This is a genomic window from Kordiimonas lipolytica (assembly GCF_042651265.1).
Lineage (GTDB): Bacteria > Pseudomonadota > Alphaproteobacteria > Sphingomonadales > Kordiimonadaceae > Kordiimonas > Kordiimonas lipolytica.
The window spans coordinates 189,129-208,654 of the sequence record NZ_JBHSCR010000003.1; the positions used below are offsets into that span (position 1 = coordinate 189,129).

At 55.7% G+C, this 19,526-nt stretch carries 17 protein-coding genes; 7 read left to right on the forward strand and 10 right to left on the reverse strand.

Annotation, left to right across the window (positions count from 1 at the left end):
• The first annotated feature begins 23 nt into the window (after positions 1 to 23).
• From ACFO5Q_RS05130 to ACFO5Q_RS05140, 3 genes are read left to right on the forward strand one after another with little or no spacing between them, the layout of a single operon-like run.
• Positions 24 to 461, forward strand: a complete 438-nt coding sequence (locus ACFO5Q_RS05130) for a MaoC family dehydratase (protein WP_068149724.1) — start codon at positions 24 to 26, stop codon at positions 459 to 461.
• Between the two features lie 23 nt (positions 462 to 484).
• Positions 485 to 1,360, forward strand: coding sequence for an HpcH/HpaI aldolase/citrate lyase family protein (locus tag ACFO5Q_RS05135; protein ID WP_068149721.1), 876 nt, complete (start codon positions 485 to 487; stop codon positions 1,358 to 1,360).
• Positions 1,353 to 2,033, forward strand: coding sequence for a PglD-related sugar-binding protein (locus ACFO5Q_RS05140; protein ID WP_068149718.1), 681 nt, complete (start codon positions 1,353 to 1,355; stop codon positions 2,031 to 2,033). Before ACFO5Q_RS05135 ends, ACFO5Q_RS05140 begins: the two co-directional genes overlap by 8 nt.
• Here the strand turns inward: ACFO5Q_RS05140 and ACFO5Q_RS05145 are convergent.
• Positions 2,030 to 2,872 carry a sulfotransferase family protein gene (locus ACFO5Q_RS05145; protein ID WP_082719960.1) on the reverse strand — a complete coding sequence of 281 codons (843 nt, stop codon included), beginning with the start codon at positions 2,870 to 2,872 and terminating at the stop codon, positions 2,030 to 2,032. The two genes, ACFO5Q_RS05140 and ACFO5Q_RS05145, sit on opposite strands and share 4 nt — an antisense overlap.
• A gap of 189 nt (positions 2,873 to 3,061) precedes the next feature.
• Here ACFO5Q_RS05145 and ACFO5Q_RS05150 point away from each other — a divergent pair, with 189 nt between their 5' ends.
• Entirely contained in the window at positions 3,062 to 3,733 is a 672-nt protein-coding gene (locus ACFO5Q_RS05150) for a sulfotransferase (protein ID WP_068149712.1), read from the forward strand.
• Between the two features lie 23 nt (positions 3,734 to 3,756).
• Here the strand turns inward: ACFO5Q_RS05150 and ACFO5Q_RS05155 are convergent, their stop codons facing one another.
• The 7 genes from ACFO5Q_RS05155 to rfbC all read right to left on the reverse strand — a co-directional run bounded on the left by ACFO5Q_RS05155 (position 3,757) and on the right by rfbC (position 13,507).
• Positions 3,757 to 4,587 (reverse strand): sulfotransferase family 2 domain-containing protein, encoded by an 831-nt coding sequence (locus ACFO5Q_RS05155; protein WP_068149707.1) that lies wholly within the window; start codon positions 4,585 to 4,587, stop codon positions 3,757 to 3,759.
• Between the two features lie 23 nt (positions 4,588 to 4,610).
• Positions 4,611 to 7,547, reverse strand: coding sequence for a rhamnosyltransferase WsaF family glycosyltransferase (locus ACFO5Q_RS05160; RefSeq protein ID WP_068149705.1), 2,937 nt, complete (start codon positions 7,545 to 7,547; stop codon positions 4,611 to 4,613).
• Positions 7,548 to 7,623: 76 nt separating this feature from the next.
• Positions 7,624 to 9,990 carry a glycosyltransferase family 2 protein gene (locus ACFO5Q_RS05165; RefSeq protein WP_068149702.1) on the reverse strand — a complete coding sequence of 789 codons (2,367 nt, stop codon included), beginning with the start codon at positions 9,988 to 9,990 and terminating at the stop codon, positions 7,624 to 7,626.
• Between the two features lie 30 nt (positions 9,991 to 10,020).
• Positions 10,021 to 10,902 (reverse strand): glucose-1-phosphate thymidylyltransferase RfbA, encoded by an 882-nt coding sequence (gene rfbA / locus ACFO5Q_RS05170; protein ID WP_068149699.1) that lies wholly within the window; start codon positions 10,900 to 10,902, stop codon positions 10,021 to 10,023.
• Positions 10,903 to 10,956: 54 nt separating this feature from the next.
• The gene (gene rfbD / locus ACFO5Q_RS05175) at positions 10,957 to 11,865 is read right to left on the reverse strand and encodes a dTDP-4-dehydrorhamnose reductase (protein WP_068149696.1); all 909 of its coding nucleotides are present in this window, start codon (positions 11,863 to 11,865) and stop codon (positions 10,957 to 10,959) included.
• Between the two features lie 4 nt (positions 11,866 to 11,869).
• Positions 11,870 to 12,925 (reverse strand): dTDP-glucose 4,6-dehydratase, encoded by a 1,056-nt coding sequence (rfbB, locus tag ACFO5Q_RS05180; RefSeq protein WP_068149692.1) that lies wholly within the window; start codon positions 12,923 to 12,925, stop codon positions 11,870 to 11,872.
• Positions 12,926 to 12,937: 12 nt separating this feature from the next.
• Complete coding sequence (gene rfbC / locus ACFO5Q_RS05185) at positions 12,938 to 13,507, reverse strand: dTDP-4-dehydrorhamnose 3,5-epimerase (protein ID WP_068149689.1); 570 nt, start codon at positions 13,505 to 13,507, stop codon at positions 12,938 to 12,940.
• A gap of 121 nt (positions 13,508 to 13,628) precedes the next feature.
• Between rfbC and ACFO5Q_RS05190 the strand changes: the two genes are divergently transcribed.
• From ACFO5Q_RS05190 to ACFO5Q_RS05200, 3 genes are read left to right on the forward strand one after another with little or no spacing between them, the layout of a single operon-like run.
• Positions 13,629 to 14,795, forward strand: a complete 1,167-nt coding sequence (locus tag ACFO5Q_RS05190) for a glycosyltransferase (RefSeq protein ID WP_082719959.1) — start codon at positions 13,629 to 13,631, stop codon at positions 14,793 to 14,795.
• A complete protein-coding gene (locus ACFO5Q_RS05195; protein WP_068149683.1) occupies positions 14,792 to 15,784 on the forward strand; it encodes a hypothetical protein in 993 nt (330 codons plus the stop codon). Before ACFO5Q_RS05190 ends, ACFO5Q_RS05195 begins: the two co-directional genes overlap by 4 nt.
• A gap of 48 nt (positions 15,785 to 15,832) precedes the next feature.
• Complete coding sequence (locus tag ACFO5Q_RS05200) at positions 15,833 to 17,266, forward strand: mannose-1-phosphate guanylyltransferase/mannose-6-phosphate isomerase (RefSeq protein WP_231727284.1); 1,434 nt, start codon at positions 15,833 to 15,835, stop codon at positions 17,264 to 17,266.
• A 46-nt stretch (positions 17,267 to 17,312) separates the two neighbouring features.
• Here the strand turns inward: ACFO5Q_RS05200 and galU are convergent, their stop codons facing one another.
• Positions 17,313 to 18,182 (reverse strand): UTP--glucose-1-phosphate uridylyltransferase GalU, encoded by an 870-nt coding sequence (gene galU / locus ACFO5Q_RS05205; protein ID WP_068149680.1) that lies wholly within the window; start codon positions 18,180 to 18,182, stop codon positions 17,313 to 17,315.
• A 12-nt stretch (positions 18,183 to 18,194) separates the two neighbouring features.
• Positions 18,195 to 19,469 carry a glucose-6-phosphate isomerase gene (locus ACFO5Q_RS05210; RefSeq protein WP_156431995.1) on the reverse strand — a complete coding sequence of 425 codons (1,275 nt, stop codon included), beginning with the start codon at positions 19,467 to 19,469 and terminating at the stop codon, positions 18,195 to 18,197.
• Positions 19,470 to 19,526: the final 57 nt, after the last annotated feature.

Below are 19,526 nucleotides of genomic sequence, written 5' to 3' on the forward strand. Positions count from 1 at the left end.
CGGAACAGGACTCGGGAGCGCCCATGAAAAACGCATCTGACTTTCCAGAAGGGCTTGTTATCGAGCACGCGAATTCGAAGACGATCTTCGAAAGTGACAATAATCTTTTCTGCCTGCTGACCATGAACAACCACCCGGTTCATACCAACGTGGTGCATGCCGAGGCCTCGCCTTTTGGCAAGGTGCTGGTTGTTGGAACGCTTGTGTTCAGCCTCGGTGTCGGTTTCACTGTCCCGGAATTCAGCTATCATTGCATCGCGAACCTTGGCTATGACAAGGTGATCCACCATGGGCCGGTTTTCATCGGCGATACATTGCGGGCTCGAACCACCGTAACGGGTAACCGTGTTAGTAGCTCAAATCCCGAAAATGCAGTGGTTTCGGTCAAGACGGAAGTCCTGAACCAGGACGATGTGATGGTATTGAGTTTTGAGCGTAGCGCGCTTTTCAAAGCGGGCTAGCAGCCAAAGAAAAGGGGGGTGCCATGCGCAGTGTTCTGTTTGTTCCGGCTCATCGCTACAACTATTTTGCCAAGGCCATAGCCACGGCGCCGGACATTATCGTATTCGACTTGGAAGACTCTGTTCCTGCCGGCCAAAGCAAGATAGACGCCCGGGAAAATATCGCACGCCTGCTCAAGGAGTCTGGCCAGGATATCCAGAGCCAGGTCTATGTGCGCATCAATGATATCGATTCCAACTTGATGTTCGACGAGCTTGAATTTTTCGTCGGTACGGCCGTTGACGGCTTCATGGTGCCAAAGTCCTACCGGGCCGAAGATGTTGAGACCGTGGCAAAGATGCTGACCTCGTTTGAGCGGCGGAAGGGCTGTGATCGGCCCTATGCATTGATGCCTCTTATCGAGACCGCAGATTCCGTTGTCAATGTGCATGAAATTGCCCGAGCCTCTGAAAGGGTTACGGGCTTGGCGCTTGGATCAGAAGACCTGTTGGCGGCACTTGGCGCTGTGGCATCCCCACATTATTACAACGTAATTGACCATGCGCGCTTTTCCATGCTGTTGGCCTGCCGGGCTGCAGGCATTATCGCAATCGACACAGTCTATATCGCCGTGCATGACTATGATGGCTTCAAAACAGTTGTCACAAAGACCAAGGAATATGGCCTTGATGGTGTGCTCTGCCTGAATCCCCAGCAGGTGCAGATTGCCAATGACATCCTGACGCCTTCCGATGAGGAATATGACGCGGCGCTTACCATTCTGAAAGCGGGTGAAGACACCAGCGACGGCACGCCGGTAAAAATGGCGGATAAAAAGTTCATTGGCCCCCCAATTGTTCTGCAGGCGAAGCGCGTGATCGAAAAATATGAAAGATACAAGGGCCCGAAAAATGGCTGACGCAAAACGTAAGCTGGTTATCTTCGGCGGGAATGGCGCGGGAATGATTGCCGCCTCTATTGCCGAGCGCTTCTACGAATACGAAATCCTGGGCTTTCTGAATGACAAGCTTGAAAAGGGTACCCTTGTTGGCAAGAACAAGCAGTTTCCGGTGTTGGGCGGCATTGCGGATTATGCCGGCTTCCTGAACCAGCCGGATGTGGATTTTTTCTTTGCCATATTTGGTATGTCCAACCCCGCCGGGACATGGGAGCTGTTGCGGTCGTTGGAAATTCCGGAAGACCGTTTCCCAACTTTCATTCACCCGCTGGCAGAAGTGCCAGAAGGCTATTGCAAGATCGGTTATGGCAGCCTTGTGTGCGCTCATGCAGCCTTGTCGGCTGATGTGACGCTGGCCCCGCATGTTTGCCTTATGGTCGGCAGTTTCGTGGGCCATGATACGTCAGTTGGCTCCTTCACTCATTTCGCCACCAATGCAGTTGCGGGCGCCAGCAATGAAATTGGTTCAGGCGTTCATATGGGGTCTAATTCGACCACGCGCGAATTTGTCACTATTGGCGATTGTTCCATGATTGGCGCAGGCAGCGTCATTCTGAAGTCCGTGGAGCCCTATTCCGTTATGGTTGGGAACCCAGCGCGTGTGATCAGGAAGAACAGCGCTGGTGACGCCTAATTTGCAGGCTCGTAACCTATGCGTTCCATAAATTCCGCCAGACATTCGTCAATTTGACTGATTTGCTCATTTGTGAGCAGGTCTTTATAGGAGCCTGTGCGTTTGGTGGTGATGGGGGCCCCGCGCATCAGATCAGACACCCACGGCTGGACCGGTGCTTCGTCCTTGGTCCTGGCGGCCATCAGGGTCGGGTGAATTCTCTTGGTTGGGCTCTCGGGGTCAAAATCGACCAGATTCAGTCCGGTAAAGGCGCGTAATTCTTCCATCACAACAGCAGGCTGTGAGACCAACTCTTCATATCTAACCCATTTGGTTGCTGCCTTGAATTCTTCGCTGAGGTCGCTTGCGAGGAGGACCTGGCTGTAGAAACCACGCATATGTTTGGCTATTTCAGGAACTGAATGGGTATTGAATGGATGATTTTGTCCTTGCGCGGCCATCTTTTTACCGACTTCAAGCATGGAGGCAATTGTGTCTCTTGGGTCCCGGATTGCTATGACGAACTTGCTTTCCGGCACAAGGTTCCAAAGGGTTGGGAACAACAATGTCAGGTGCGGCTGCTTTAGAACCAGAGACGTGGCGGGCGCATTTGTCGCGAGTGTGTGGCTCAAATAGCTGCGAATGATGGTAGAGTGATATTCCTTCATGGCGGCTTTTGAACCGAAGCTGAGTTCATTTTCGCCGTCGAAATTCTGCTCCATAAATTGGACCGCGAGCAATAATTGTCGCAGGCTTCGGCATTCACCAATATACATATTGGTTTCCTCGCCTGAACAGAGCGATGTCGCAAGAAGAGACGTGCCAGAACGCTGGGAACCACCGACGAAGATATATGCCATTAACAGTCACCTGACTTGTTGTTTCCGGTTCCTTAGCAGCGATAGCCCCCTCGTGCAACTGTCGCGCGTTGGTTGATTGATGCGTCACCGGTCTTGTTTGGGAGACGGGTGGCGTGCGCACATTAGGCCCTTGGCAGGCATGCCAAAATACGCGATAAGGGCGCCAGCTTAGATGTTGGGGAAAGAACCATGGCAGGTTGGCAGCCAAAAGACGGATATGTGTTTGTTGTGACATACGGGCGTTCGGGCTCGACGCTACTGCAGACGGTCCTTCAGTCGATCGACGGCTACTTCTTCCGTGGTGAAAACAATAACGCCATCCTGCCCCTGTTCCGCAGCTTCAAGCGTGTGAAGGGTGCCCTTGAGGAGCATGGCTACCGTGAAATACCGGAGCACGGCCCCTGGTTCGGCGCTGACAAGTTCAACCCAGACCGTTACGCGCAGAAACTTCTGCAGGTGTTCCTTGAGGAAGTTATCCAGCCACCCAAGGATGCCCGCGTGGTGGGCTTCAAGGAAATTCGCTTCAACGAAACCGGCCCCATCGAGTTTGTCGATTTGCTGAATTTCATGGCTGAGCATTTCAAGCCCGCCAAGTTCATTTTTAACATGCGCCGGTGGGAGGATGTATCCCAGTCAGGGTGGTGGAAAGACTATGAACCCGAAAAAGTGCGGCGCGAGGTGGAAAAGAACGACCGTCAATTCCTGGCTTACGCGGAAGAACATCCTGAGCGGTCCTACCTGATGCGGTATGAGGACTATTCGGGCAAGCCCGAGCAGTTCGAAGGCCTCTTTGAATTCCTGGGTGAGCCGTTTGACCTTGAGAAAATGCAGGCAATTTCGGAACGGCGCCTCAAGCACTAGGCTTCAGGCGTTTGCCAGTCCGTTCAGGTTTTGGGCGCAGCTTTCACGTCCTTCGGGTCATAACCGAAATAGTCATAATCGATGGCATAGGCTTCGGCGACCAGGGCTAAGGCTTCATCTGTCAGGAAGTTTTCCGGGGTCAGCCATTCTGCGTGTTGGCTCAGTTCCACTGACGACAAATGCGCTGCGTCAGGCTTGGCCTCGGTGCCATATTTGGTCACGTTGGTGCGTGCCTCCGGGGCGGCCATGCCATACTCCCTGTTCAGCCATTCAATAGCCTTGCCGAAGCTCTCCAACTGGAATGCATGGTCATACTTAAAGTCCCAGTCAAGGAACCTGAAAGGAACCTGGGTGTTCCAGTGGTTGTTCAGTTGCGGCTCGCCTTTTGTCTCGCGGGCTTCGGCCACGTCGTCGCGGATGTGGGTCAGGAACTCGATAAAGCTGAGGCCTTCGTAATTCTTGATGGCAGCGCGTGGCGGGATGCCTTTCCAGGTTTTGTAGGCCTGTTTGGAGAAATGCTCCAGCTTCATCGGCGCGTCAATTTGGCGGTTCTGGTAGCGGACAAATTTGTTGATATAGGCGCTCAGCGCCCGCGTCGCCGGGTGACGGGATACCACGACAGACTTGTAACCGCCCCGTTCGATCATGTTTTTGGCGACAACATGGTCCACATGATAGCCTTCGCCTTTCAACCAGGCACGGGCATCCTTGTAGGGTGTTTTTTCTTTTACATAGCCTGGCTCAAGCCCAAGCGCCCCATGGGTGAACCAATGCACCAGGCTGGTACATGCCACCTTCGGAGACCAGAATAGAATAAGCTTTTTCTTGTGGTCGACATACGCTTGACGGGACATGGCGGTACTTTCAGATCCTGCCGTTAAAACATGGTGGAGGTGTCTGCCTCGACACCGGCCAGAAAGCCCTTCAGCCTGGCTTCGTTCAGGCGTTGGCGTTCCTCAATGGCTTCCTGTGGCACACCGTTGGCCTTACCCCAGCGGCTGTCGTTCTTATTGATGGCGGCCAGTGTCTTCGCAAGATGCTTTTCATTCTTGATCAGTTCATAGCCGAAAAAGTGATTGAAGAAGGCGCTTTCCGTCATGTTGCGCTCATAAGTCTCTTCCGGGCCGAAATCGTGGGAGTGGAAGACAACTGCCTGCGCCGCATAGACTTTGCCGTAGCCTGCTTCGATAATGTCATAGGCCCACAGCTGATCTTCGCCAAACTTAGTGCGCCTGTAGGGGATATCTTTCCAAACTGATCGGCGCATGCAGCTGTTGTTGTCGCTGTAGAAATGCAGAAGCTGCATCCATTGCGGGTCCTTGTCACTGAACCGGGAGCGGTTTGTGTCGCGCGACAGGTAAATTGGCTGGCTTGTCAGCATATCGAAATGCGCGTTCAGGTCTCGTTTTGTGAAGGGGCTGGCGTCAGGCCAGGGCAAATGTTTGCCAAAGGCGCCAGCAGCATTCGGGAAATGCTCAATTGAAGTCACAAGGTTGAACAGCCAGCGGTCGTTTGCGGGCAGGGCGTCGTGCGTTAGAAAGGCGATAAACTCGCCGGACGTCAGTTCCACCCCTAGGTTACGCGTGTCCCCGTGGTTGAAATCCTTCTTGTCGATCTGGTGCAGCTTCACATCCGGATAACGGCTGACGATATCAAGCGTTTCATCGGTTGAGCCACTGTCAATGACCAGAATTTCATATGGCCAGGGTGCCCGCTGGGCACACGTGGCAGCCAGCACCCGGTCCAGGATTGGTCCTGCGTTCAGGGTTGGGATTACCACCGACGCCTTGGTGGCGGTATCTGCATCTTTTGCGGCACTGTCGGCCGTGTCTGTTCCGTGTTCGCGCAGGCGATCAACCAGCGCTTCCTCAACAAGGTCAGCAGACGCAGGCCAGGAGAATTGCGTCACCCACTCCTGTGCCGCTTCGGCTTGTGCCTTGCGCTTGGTTTCATCGCGTAGCAGGGCTTCGATGCTGTCTGCAATCTTCACCGGATCGGGGTCCGCCAGAGACACGGTAGCATCCGGGAATATGCAGCTTGTGTTCTCCCCCTTCAGTTCCACGATCGGCAGGCCGCAGGCCATCATTTCCTGCGGTACCAGAGAATAGTTGGTAGCGGAAAAGACCACACCAATATCCGCGCGTTGGAAAATGCCGGCAAGTTCACGGTGCGTTGCCACACCGTGGTCGACAAACGGGAAGGGGGCCGAGCTGAATGTTAGCTTGGCGCCAAAGAAATCAACTTCGAAGGCAACATCCCGTTTCGCCAGTTCTTCCAGCGCCAGCATCGCCAGTTCAACTGCTCGCCGGGCTGTGAAATGGCGGGCGTAAAAGGCGATGCGCGGCACATCATTTTGCCGGGGCGCGGTGGGCGGTGTGTATATATTCTTGTCGGCGGCCAGCCAGAAATGGCTTGCCCAGCGGCCATACTTTTCCTGCATCAGGCCGGACAGCCATGGCCCGGCGCAGATGCAGTCCATGTCCTCGTGGTAGGTAGCTTCAGCGGCCAGGTAAGACGACCCCATGGGGTGGAAGCTGGGTTCATAATCCTGCACGAAGTAGAAGCGCCGTTTGAAGTTTGTGGGCGTCAGCGTTGGCCATACTGTCCAGCAATCGGTGGCGATAATGGCATCGCCCTTGGCATCCTTGAAGCTGTCATCCAGAAGGCGTACCTCACCAGCAAAATGCTGGAAGTGTTTGACGATGTCGTCATAGGCACTTTCAGCCGTTTCGTGCATGGTCGGATTGTTGATCCAGATGGTTTGCTTGTGCCCCTTGAGTTCCAGGTAATGGGCCATGCGGAAGATGGTCATATGGCCACCTGCTCCGGCGGCAAAATCCGGGATCACCCAATGGATGTTCATTTCCCTGGAGTTGAACTCCAGGCTTTCTGGCGCCAGCGCGCGGCGCTCGAAATCCACCATGTTGCGCAATTGTTTTGGCAGCGGCAGTTTGGTGTCCTTGGCCTGCGTGCCGGAGATCGCCACGGTACCGCTCGGTGCCGGGTAACGCCGCTTTTCCTTTATGCCGACATTCAGATAATGCCACAGCGGATCTACCTTTTGCGGCTCAATGTCCTCATTTTCAGCAAAGTAGATTTCCGGCGAAAAGTCCTGCGCGGGCCAATGGCCCATGGCCACGCCCTTGCGAATATAGAAAGCCAGGGGGTTTTCCTTGCCGACAAGGTCGCCGTAATTGTCCATATACCAGCGTGTATGGAAACAGGGGTTGGGGTTCCGGCCCTGTTTTGCGCCCTGGAGCATGAAGTGCATCAATGCGTCCTGATGCTGGTGCCACAGATCAGTGTGGAAGTTTTTGTACCAGTCGCTGCAAAACAGTCCCGACTTTGCGATCAGGTCCATGTCTGCCGCCATATCGGCGAATTTTTCCTGCTCGAACCTGCGGGGCATGGCGACACGGCCTTTTTGCTGGCCTTCTTCAAGGAATTCCCGAAGGGGTTCGCGCTTGGCCTTGGCTACGTCCGGATTGAATTTGAGATAAAGCGGTACCGAGAACTCTTTGGACGGACTGCGGTCTTTCCGCCAGGCGTGCCTGGCATAGTGGACGGCGGCAGGGCCCGGAAATCGCCTTGCGGCAGGTGAGCGTCCCGTGTACCAGAGCTGATCGAAATATGGGTTTGGGTTGTAGCCCTTCTTTTCTCCAACACGAACAAAATGCTCAATTGGCGAATAGCCGGATGTTGCGACATCTTCATAAGTGGCGACATACCAGTCAGCCTGGAAAAGACCGGTTTCTCGAAGCGCTTTGATATCGCCTTTTACTGTACGAGGCAGGAATTTGAGTTTCTTTAACATTCCGCTACCGGCAAATCCTATTGAAGGCGAAATATTTGGATGACGCCTGCAGGCCAATGATCAACGTTAATATCGGTTATTCTTTCGGAGGTGCTAACAGAGTATATGTGGGTTCGCAAGAAATGAATGCTCTCGGATAATGAAGGTCTCGCGCCAGTTTCTCGCCATGTTTCTCCAGCAGGAGCGCGCGTTCTTTTTGCTCGCGCATCTTTTTTTCCGGGTCCATTGCGTCATACCCGCGTGTCTTTGATTCATAGTGGTAGAAATTGATCTCAGGGCAGTAGAGATTGCGCAGGCCCAGCGAACTGGTTCTAATTGTAAATTCGATATCGTTGAAAGCCACACCCAAAGCTTCATCGAAGCCGCCAAGTTGGTCAAAGGTGGCCCGCCGGCAAGCGAGAAATGCGCCGATCAGGGCCGAACACTCATGGGTAAGTTGGCTAAGGTGCAGGTATCCGCCGCTTCGAGGGCTTTCGCCATAGTTTTTCTTCACCGCAATCCGGTCTGGCTCAAAGACATAGCCGCTGAACTGGATTGTGCCATCTTCGAAGAACAGGCGGGCGCCAACAGTGCCAACTCCTTCGCGTGCCAATTGCCCCCTGAGAACCGCGTCCCAGCCCGCGTCGGTTGCTTCTGTATCGTTGTTCAGGAACAGCAGATATTCAGCATCGGTCTGGCGGGCAGCAAGATTGTTCAAAGCAGACCAGTTGAAAGCCATGTCGCTCCGGATCACGGTGATTTCGCCAGCAGCATCGGCTCGATCCAGCCATTGCAGCAAGGCGTCATCCGTACTGCCATTGTCCACCACAATTATCTCGGTCTGGTCCGGGAACGCGAGAGTCGCATGCAGGCTTTCGACGCAATTTCTTGTAAGGTCATAAGCATCCCGGGTTGGAATGATCACTGCCAGTTTGGGTGTTGGTTCAGCCTTTGGCCAATTGATCTGCATTAACCCGGCTGCATCTCCGCCCCAGCGGTCTTGATGGGGGCTGGCCAATGCAGGGATGTTTAGCCGCCGGAAATGGTGTTCCAGTACACCCTGGGAGTCAGTGATGGACGGGGCAGATCGGCCCGGTGTCTGATGCCACAGAACCATGTCGACATGGCTAAAGCCTTGCGCCCCGTATGCCTCATACGTGCGAAGCCACAGGTCTTGATGCATGGCTGTACCGGCTTCAAGGGTAAAGCCCCCCAGTTTTTCGAAAGCGTCCCGTTTGATGGCATACGCACCGGCATATCCCGGGCAGGCAAGCAACAGGTCATAGTCAAAGGCTGCCTTGAAGGTCGGGTTTTCAACATCCCCTGCCGGCGTGCGGATGTCATGGTCGGCAAAAAATATGACAGCCTCGGGGGCTGCAAGGGCAGCCGCCTTGATATGCTCCACAGCATGATCGGCGAGTTCTTCGTCCGGCCCGGAAAATACCAGGATATCGGCGTCGACTGGTGCTTGAATTTCGGCCGGGTCAACTTCAAGGGCAACTGGCGCGGGCTGGTTCAATTGCGGTTGTGTGGAGGGGCGGAACAGACGAGCATGAAGGCTGTAGTCTTCGATTGGAAGCGCTGCGAACTGCTTTATCTTGGGCAGTTGCTGCTCAATTCGATCCAGGCAGGACAGGATAGAGTCCGTTCCTGCTTCAGGATTAGCGCGAATGGCGGCAAGTTCTCCCAGCAGCCTGCTCAGATAGTGTTCGTGCCGTACGCTGAAATTGTGGAGCGTCTGACCCTTGCATATTGCGACCTTGCTATCATAGTCAAACGCATGAACCTTCAGGCTGTCTTGACTGGCAAGGTGCTGGGGCAGGTCAAAATCCAGACGAAATCCCGACAGGCCATCACCCCCGAAAACTTCCTGAATGTCGCGGCGCTGCGTTTCGGTTCTGGTGGTTCCTACGAACTCACCATTGACAAAAATCTCGATGGTCAGCCGTTTGTTGATATCTGCCTTGCTGAAGGCATATCCTGCCACGTGCCCAGCCGAGATGCTCTCAACAGCACCAACAAGCGTCGCGGTTGGAGCGGCTGGAATGTCTGCAAGCTTTTCGCGCAGCCATGACCCAGAGACGGCTATGCTTGAGCCCTCAACGGCTCGCAGGAAGCGATCGCTTTTTACTGCAACCCGCATACATGAAAGGCGGTCCGCCAATTCTGGCGAAGCGGCCGATATGCCGAAGTGACGCTTGAAACCCAGCTTCAGGGTGGCCTGTTGTTCGGTGCTGAACGGCGAGAAAGCGGGAAGCCTGCCCAATAGCAGGGGTTCGATAATATCTCGGCCAAAGCTCTCCAGGGACAGCAATGTTCTGCACAGGGTGAAGGGGCTGGCACCCACTCTCAGGGAAATGTCTGTGTCGGTGTCCGGGTCGCAGCCGTTACACAGCAAAAGGAAGAAACGCACATCCTCCCTGTTGCATTTCTCAGGTTTTTTCTTGAACCAGCGCCGCACCATTATTGTTTCCCGTTAAAGGTTGGCCCTGGTCTACAGATAGCCGTCGGCACCATATTTCAGGATACCCTTTAGGTAAGTGCCGTAACTGTTTTTGTAGCCGGAGGCGACTTCCTCAAGCTGCGCGTCCGTGATGAAGCCACCACGCCATGCCACTTCTTCGGGGCAGGCGATTTTCAGGCCCTGGCGCGCTTCAATGGTTTGCACGAAATGGCTGGCCTGCAACAGGCTGTCCACTGTGCCGGTGTCAAGCCAGGCGGTGCCGCGCTGCAGCTTGATAACATTCAGGTCCCCGCGCTGCAGGTACACGTCATTGACGCTGGTGATCTCCAGCTCGCCGCGGGCGGAAGGCTCGATGGATTTCGCGATATCCACCACATCCTTGTCGTAGAAGTAAAGCCCCGTAACCGCCAGGTTGCTTTTGGGGTTTTCCGGCTTTTCCTCAATCGATAGCGCGCGGCCATCCTTGCTCATTTCCACGACACCGAAGGCTTCCGGGTTGCCCACAGGGTAGGCAAACACATAGGCGCCTTTTTCCACTTTGCCTGCTTGCTTCAGGTAAGTGGAGAAACCGGCGGCATAATAGATGTTGTCACCCAGCGCCAGCGCGGATGGCTGCCCGCCCACAAAGTCTTCACCAATCAGGAAGGCCTGGGCCAGCCCGCCTGGGTCCGGTTGTTCGGCATAGTGAAGCTCAATGCCCCACTGCGACCCATCGCCCAAAAGGCTTTTATATAGGGGCAAGTGTTCAGGGCTGGAGATGATCAGAATCTCGCGGATGCCAGAAAGCATCAGCGTGGTCAGCGGATAATAGATCATCGGCTTGTCATAAACCGGCAGCAGCTGCTTGCTGATAGCTTTGGTGATTGGATAAAGGCGTGTGCCCAAGCCACCTGCCAGAATGATACCCTTCATGGTTTCCCCCAGTGTTTTACTCATTACCCCGCGCCGGGGTATTTCCCGCTGAGCCTAGCCCAGTTCCCCGGCTTCGGAAAGCCTGTTAACGCACATGACCATGCTCTGCTCCCACGAGGGCAGATGTACGCCAAATGTCTCGGCCAGCTTGCTGCAGTCGAGGCGCGAGTTGGCTGGCCGCTTGGCAGGCGTGGGATAGTCTGCGGTGGTCAGCGCCTTCACGTGCGGGCGCTTCAGGCCATGTGCTGTACCCGCCTCAAAAATCGCTTCCGCGAATTCATGCCAACTGGCTGTGCCGGTCCCAGCAAGGTGAAACACCCCGCGAAACTCATCACGCCAGCCGGTTTGGGCAATTTGTTCCACAATCGCCAGAATAGCCTCCGCGATATCGGGGGCATAGGTGGGGTTGCCCACCTGATCCGCGACAACGCCCAGCTCATCACGCGTCTTGGCGAGCATCAGCATGGTCTTGAGGAAGTTTTTCCCGAACGGGCTGTAGACCCATGAAGTGCGCAGAACTATGGCCTTGTTGGCTGCTGACAGGACCAGGTCTTCACCTTCAAGTTTGGTACGGCCATAGGCGCCTTGAGGACCGGTCGGATCATCCTCGACATAGGCGTCCTTTTTGGTTCCGTCGAAAACATAGTCTGTCGATACCTGAATGAAAGGAATGTCCAGCTCATCTGCGATTTGTGCCGCAACCTCCGGTCCTGTGGCGTTGATGCTTCGGGCAAGGTCTTCGTTATCTTCCGCGGCATCCACGGCCGTGTAGGCCGCGGCATTGACGATCACCGTTGGCTTGAAGTTTCGAATGGGTGCTTCAAGTGAAGAAGGATTTGTCAGATCGACCGACGGCGGCCCGAAAGCCTCCAGCGTTATGTTACGGGCCGATGCGGCCTCAAGTAGCGACAGGGCAAGCTGTCCGTCGCTGCCGATAACAAATATGCGTTCTTTACGGTCCACAGCTTTAGTCTTTCTTTGCAGCCAGCACACCCTTGCGTTCGCCTGCGTGCTCGCGAAGCGGCGCCCACCACCATTCGTTATCAAGATACCACTGGATGGTTTTCTTGATGCCGCTCTCGAAGTTTTCTTCAGCCTTCCAGCCCAGTTCGTCCTCAAGTTTGGTGGCATCGATGGCATAGCGCGCATCATGGCCCGGGCGGTCGGTCACGAAGGTGATCTGTTCGCTGTAAGGCGTGTTCTTGGGGCGGAGTTCTTCAAGAATATCGCAGATGCGCTCAACTACTTCCAGGTTGGTGCGCTCGTTCCTGCCGCCCACGTTATATTTTTCGCCCAGCCGTCCGGTGGTCATGATGGTGAACAGGGCCTTGGCGTGGTCATCCACATAGAGCCAGTCGCGCACGTTCGAGCCATCGCCATAGACAGGCAATGGTTTGCCGTCCAGCGCGTTCAGGATCATCAGCGGGATCAGCTTTTCAGGCAGGTGGTAAGGTCCGTAGTTGTTCGAACAGTTGGAAATCACAACCGGCAGACCATAGGTTTCAAACCAGGCGTTTGCCAGATGGTCGGCCGATGCCTTGGAGGCTGAATAAGGCGAAGACGGATCATAAGGCGTGGTTTCCTCAAACAGGCCATCAGCGCCGAGCGAGCCATAAACTTCATCTGTCGATACATGCAGGAAACGGAAGGCTTTCTTGCCGGCGTCATCCAGCGACCCATAGTGGTCGCGCGCGGCCTCCAACATCTGGAAAGTGCCAACGATATTGGTCTGGATAAAGTCTGCAGCGCCTGTGATGGACCGGTCCACATGGCTTTCCGCCGCCAGGTGCATCACAGCGTCTGGCTTGTGACGCTTGAATACGTCATCCAAAGCTGCGCGGTCACAGATGTCCACTTTCTCGAAATGATAGTTAGGGCTGTCCTCAATTTCCTTGAGCGTGGAAAGGTTGCCCGCATAGGTCAGCTTGTCCACATTGATCGCCGTGTGCCCCAGCTCGCCCACCAGATAGCGGCAAACCGCCGAACCAATAAAACCTGCGCCGCCTGTTACCAATACTTTCATGGAAATGCTGCCTTATGCCTTGTCGTCATATGTGAAGGGCGAATCGAATTCACGGAACGGCTGAAGAACCGCATCCTTGCCGGAAAGGGTGGCGCTTGCGCGATCAAACGGCCAGTCGATGCCTAGGTCCGGGTCGTCAAAGGCGATGCCGCTGTCGCAATCCGGTGCGTAATAGTCGGTCACCTTATAAAGGAATTCTGTGTCCGGCTCGAGCGTGCAGAAACCGTGGGCGAAACCTGCGGGTACCCAGAATTGTTTCCAGTTCTCGGCGCTCAGTTCCACAGCCACATGGCTCCCATACGTGGGGGATCCCTTGCGGAGATCCACGGCTACATCCAGCACACGGCCGCGGGTGACGCGCACCAGCTTGCCCTGCGCATGGGGTGGGTTCTGAAAATGCAGGCCGCGGATCACACCCGGGTCGCGTGAAAGGGAATGATTGTCCTGCACAAAGGTGATGCCAGGCACCACTTCTTCAAAAGCCCGTGCATTGAAGGTCTCGGAAAAGAAGCCGCGCCCGTCGCCAAATTGTTTCGGCGTGAAGGCATACAGCCCCTTGATCGGGAATTCTTCAACTTTCATCTGGCCCCCTTGCCAAATCACTAATGGCAAAAATAGATGTGGTATCAATATGGTCGCCTTTATATTAAAAGGATAAGGCCTTGCAAAGGCAGAGTTTCGATAATCGGGAAATGCGGCATATATGCGCGGTATCAGGCAGCATGGATTGGGGCGGTCTCTTTACGAGGAATGCACGGACGGCATGGATGCGCTCGCGGCGGCTGGCTTCAGTGGTGAGGCAGCCAGGCTGCTCGCGTTCTTTCCGCCCGTCAGCCGAAATCCCTATCAGCGCATGCTATATGCGCGCGGCTTTAACCATGGATTCGCCTGCTTTCCCCTGGCTGACCTTGGTGAGGTAGAAGGCCTGCCGGATGATCTGAAGCTGGTGATGCATTACCACTGGCTGCACCGGGTGTTCGACAAATGCGATACCATCCGTCAGGCAAAAAAGGCGACGGATCATTTCCTGGACAGGTTGAAGCGCCAGAAGGACGACGGGCATACCCTGCTTTGGACCGTCCATAATATCCTGTCCCATGCCGCGCGCTTTCCGGATGAGGAAAAGGCACTTCGCGCCGGCATGGCGGATATTGCCGATGTGATTCACGTAATGAACCCACAGACGCGAGACTTATGCGCACCGCAATACACCCTTGATGACGCCAGGCTGGTTTCCGTGCCGCACCCTTCGTACCAGGGCGTTTACGGCGACTATATTTGCGCCCGCCAGGCCCGTTTCGATCTGGACCTGAACCCGGATGACAAGGTGTTCCTGCTGTTTGGGTCGCTGGGGCCACACAAGGGCACGCGCCAGTTCCTGGCGGCTTTTGACAGGCTTCAGGAAAAGCTTGAAGGCAAGGGCAGGGTGCTGGTTGCAGGATCGCCAGGGGCGCCGGACTTCATGGATGAAATACTGGCGCTGACGTCAGGCCGCGCAGACATGCGGCTCCTGAGGGCGCATGTGGACGACCAGTCTGTTCAGACATTTTTCAAGGCGGCGGATGTTGTTGTTTGTCCATATCCCATTGGGCTGAATTCCGGCGTGATGGCAACGGCAGCTACCTTCGGCAGGCCTTCCGTGGTGCCGGATGTGATGGCACGGTCGCTGCCGGGTACGGAAGATTGCGTGCAGGCGTTCGAGCCTGGCGATATGGATAGCTGCCATCAGGCCTGCCTGCAGGCGCTTGAGAAAGCAGCAGAAGGTCACACAGCAGTTACGCTGAGTAACTGGGCGGCGGCTAATAGTCCGGAAGAAATCTCTGATCGTTTCTTTAAGGCGCTTTTGCCTCGTTTGCAGGATTTGCCATGACGGCGCTTCAGGGATATCGAGAGCTGGGCCGGCGGGATTTTGCCGCATCGCGTCTTGCCGCCTTCGGCATGCTTGGGCACCAGAAGATCAAGCTGAAGAAACGGCCGGTGCGTCGCCTGTTTGCTTTGCCGCAGAACGGGCCGCGTTATCTGGATATCAGTTTTGTTACTGACCAGCAGGAAATGGCGCGCGGCGCTGTGGATGTTACAATCCGCTACCGCGGTATGCGGGGCGTGGCTCTCAGGCAGCCGGTCGTACACCGCCTGTTCGCAGACCCGGCAGACCAAGCGGGCGTGCAGCGCCTGTGGCTTGATCCCCCCAAGCGCGCCATGTTCGCGGAAGTGTCCTTTTCGCGCGCAGTGCGGGGCCAGCAGGTGGCCCTTGATGGACGGCTGAAGCTGGGGCGCGCCCCCATGCGTCCAGGCCTTGACTTGTTCGATGAGGTCGTCGCGTCCAGGGATCTGTCCGCCATGCATCACCTGCTGGAGGATTTGGTTGGCGTGCAGGACCGCACCCGTGCCCGTGCGCTTCTCGCGCGCATCTGTTTCCTCAGTCACGATCCCCGGTTCGCCAGAAGCCTGCAGTCTCTCGATGATGCTGAACGCATCCTGGCTTTTGGGCCCAATGACTGTGCCCCTGGAGTGCCCTTGGGGCAGAATGTGTACCTTTATGACCGTTCGCACCTGAGAGCCAATCTTGCAAGTCTACCTCTTGGGAAAGCGCTTCGGCGTGAAGCCCGCTGCCTGGTGCGGGACTTGCGTGTTGGTGGCAGTGGTGGGATCAAAATTCCGCAAGGATATCAACAGCTTGGTCGCCTTCTGGTCGCCGTGATGGTGAAGCGCCAGACGCCAGAATTGACGGTGGAACTGGATTGGGAAGCATTCCGGGCAGCGCCCCAAGGGCTTGGGGACTGGCTTGTTTTTGACACCGGCGCGAGTTTCCTTGAAACGCCAGGCGGTCAGGTCGTACAATCCTGCATTGCGCCATAGGCAATTGATTAAGTATATGAATTTAAAAGATAAAATATTGGTGGTTTCGTGAAAAAGATCAAGCCCGTCATTCTTTCCGGTGGTTCCGGGTCCAGACTTTGGCCCTTGTCGCGGTCAAAATATCCGAAGCAGTTTTTACCGCTTCTGGGGAGCAAGAGCCTGTTTGCCCAAACCCTTGAGCGGATAGGGGCGGATTATGGCTTCGACGCACCGCTCGTGGTCGCGAACGAGCATCACCGCTTCATTGTGAACGAACAGGCCGAAAAAGTGGGTGTCAGCGAGCCCCAGGTTTTGCTGGAGCCACTGGGGCGCAACACTGCGCCCGCGATCGCCGCCGCCGCGCTGCTGGCCGCGAAGGATGATCCTGAGGCGCTTCTTCTGTTCCTGCCGTCTGACCATGTGATTATGGATACACCGGGTTTCCACAAGGCTGTCAAAAAGGCGGCGGAGGCTGCGGTAGCTGGGCAGTTGTGCTGCTTCGGCATGACGCCCACACGGCCGGAAACCGGCTACGGCTATATCGCTGCAGGCGAAGCGCTTGAGGGCTGCGACGGTGCGTTTCATATTGACGCCTTCAAGGAAAAGCCTGACGCGGCTACGGCCCAGGGGTACCTTGAAGCCGGGACTTACAGCTGGAACAGCGGCATGTTCCTATTTCGCGCGGATGTGATTTTGGAAGAGTTCCGGCGTCACCAGGCGGACATGCTTACCGCAACCGAAAAGGCCCTTTTGGGTGCCCGAAAAGACCTGAATTTCCTGCGCATGGAAGAAGCGGACTTTGCCGCCGTGCCCGCAGAATCAATCGATTATGCCATTATGGAACCCACCGATAAGGCTGCCGTTGTGCCAGCGGAATTCGGTTGGTCGGATGTGGGCAGCTTCACGGCCCTCGCGGATGTGCAAGAAAAGGATGCTTCCGGCAATGTGGCGCACGGCGACGTGATGATGGAAGATACATCAAATAGCTTCATTCACCAGGGCGATGGCATGCTTGTGGCCACCCTTGGGGTGAAGGATTTGATTGTTGTCACGTCAGATGACGCCGTGCTGGTGGCGGACAAGAGCCGCGACCAGGATGTCAAAAAGATTGTTGATCGGTTGAACGCTGAAGGGCGCGAGGAAGCGCATTTCCATTCGATCGTCTATCGCCCCTGGGGGAACTATAGGACCCTCGCTATGGGGGACCGGTATCAGGTCAAGGAGATTGAGGTTTACCCCGGCAAACGCCTGAGCCTGCAGAAACACCATCACAGGGCAGAACATTGGGTGATCGTGGAGGGGACAGCGATTGTAACCCGCGATGATGAAACCCATCAGATGAGTGAGAACCAGTCGATCTATCTGCCGCTTGGCGCCGTGCACCGGCTGGAGAACCCAGGCAAGATCCCCCTCAGGCTTATTGAGGTGCAGTCGGGCTCTTATCTGGGCGAAGATGACATAGTCCGACTGGAGGACGACTTCCACCGAGAAGGTGAGAAATAGAATGAAAGGAGCCGACCTAATTGGTCGGCTCCACTGTTTATAGTGCTTATTTGAACGAGCTGATCATAGCCTTGACGCCTGCGGCCATGTGCGGGTCTTCCGCCGCCATCGCCAAGTTCGCCTGAAGCCAGCCAAGCTTGCTGCCGCAATCAAAGCGGCGACCTTCGAATTCCAATGCGTGGAACGGCTGTTTGCCGATCAGTTTCGCCATGGCGTCCGTGAGCTGGATCTCGCCGCCTGCCCCAGCTTTGGTGTCGCTGAGGATATCCATTACCTCAGGCTGCAGGATATAGCGGCCCACCACAGCAGACGTGGAAGGGGCGTCAGCCGGGTGCGGCTTTTCCACAAGGCCTTTGACCTCGATGCGCTTGCCGTCTCTGGAGCCCGGAGTGATTACACCATATTTGGACGTGTCTTCGCGCGCGACATCCATGGTAGCAACCATGTTGCCGCCAAGCTCATTGTATGAGTTGACCATTTGCTTGAGCGCACCGGGTTTACCTTTGATCAGATCATCCGGCAAGGCAACGGCAAACGGGTGACCGTTCACCAGGTGGCGGGCGCACCAGATGGCGTGTCCAAGCCCCAGCGGGCGCATCTGGCGCACGTATACGATGCGGCCTTCTTCCTGAAGCATGGAGCGCGCAACATCGAAAGCTGCGCCTTTGCCTTTTTCCTGCAGGATGTTTTCAAGCTCATAGGCGTGATCAAAATGGTCTTCCATCACCTGCTTGTTGCGGCCCGTGACCAGGATGATCTCCTCGATCCCGGCTTCAACGGCCTCTTCAACCGCATACTGGATCAGCGGCTTATCAAGCACCGGCAGCATTTCCTTTGGAATTGCTTTGGTCGCTGGCAGGAAACGGGTGCCTAGCCCCGCTACTGGAAGAACGATCTTCTTGATCGGCCTGTTCATGAATTTCCCCCGTTATTCAGGCAATTCCGACAGATATTGCCTGGTCAAAATCTTGCCTTCTTCAACGGCTGGCTGATCAAAGGCATTTACGCCCATCAGGTGCGCCGTCACCACCGTTTCAAGCATGAAGGAAACGAAAAGGCCACCCAAATTTTCTTCTGACAGGGAATCGATCACGATTTCCCTGACTGTGCGGTCTTTCTTCCTGAGCGTTTCCTGTGTTGCACGACTTTGGCACGTTACCGTGTCACCGATGGTGCGGTTTGCCATATAGTCGAGGCCGTAAGCTTTCGCCTCTGCGGCATCGATGCGTGGGCCTTTGCCATAGCTTGGCACTGTGATGAAAGTACAGAATTTGTCATTTGGGCCATCAAGGAACAGTTGCAGCTGGCTGTGCTGGTCCACCGGCCCGATGGCGCGAATTGGGGTGGTGCCAAGGCCGTCCTTACCCAGGCTTTCGGCCCACAATTGGCCGTGCCAGCGGGTGAAGGCGCGCAAGCTTTCCGCATAGGGCATCACCAGCACCTGGGTAACGCCTTTTTCCTGCTCCAGCGTGTGCGTGAGCGCGGCGCCCACAACGGCTGTGGCGGAAGCCGGATCTGCCTTGAACTGGTCGCACACTGCTTCGGCACCCTTGCGGAAGGCCTCGACCGACAGGCCGGAGACCGCCACGGGCAGCATACCAACGTTGGTGAGTACGCTGAAGCGGCCGCCCACATCGGTTGGATGGGCCAGGATCGGGGACCCAAGCTTTTCGCCGTACGTGCGCAACGGGCGTTCGCCCGGTTCGGTGATGAAGGTGAAATGGTCGCCAAGGTTGTCGCTGTGGTCCCCGGCTTCAAGCCACGCGCGGCAGGCCAGAAGTTGCGCCAGCGTTTCAGCGGTGGTGCCTGACTTTGAAATCGCCAGCACGTGGGTGCGGGCTGTGTCCAGCTCCTTGAACAAAAGATCCATCTCGAACGGGCAGAGGCTGTCGGGCGTGTGGATGCGCACTGGGCCTTTATGGAAGCGCGCGATAGCGATGGCCGCCTGTGCGCCAAGGCTGGAACCGCCAGTACCGAGCACAATCAGGTCATCGCAAGTTGCCTTGATGCGTGCAGCAGCAGCCTCAATCGGGCCAGCATCCGGGCCGTCATGCGCTTGGCGGGCAAAAGGCAGCAGGCCATCGGCGCTGAGTTTTGTCGCATAACGCACGGCTTTATCGAGGTTTTTTTGAAATGATGCTGAAATGCCGAGAGCCTCAAGCTGACTGGCGAGGCTTTCACTTCCAAAAGAATAACTGAACATATTTTTCAACCTGCTGTTTCCAATTGGATCTTAAAATGACAGCGCTGCCAATTATTG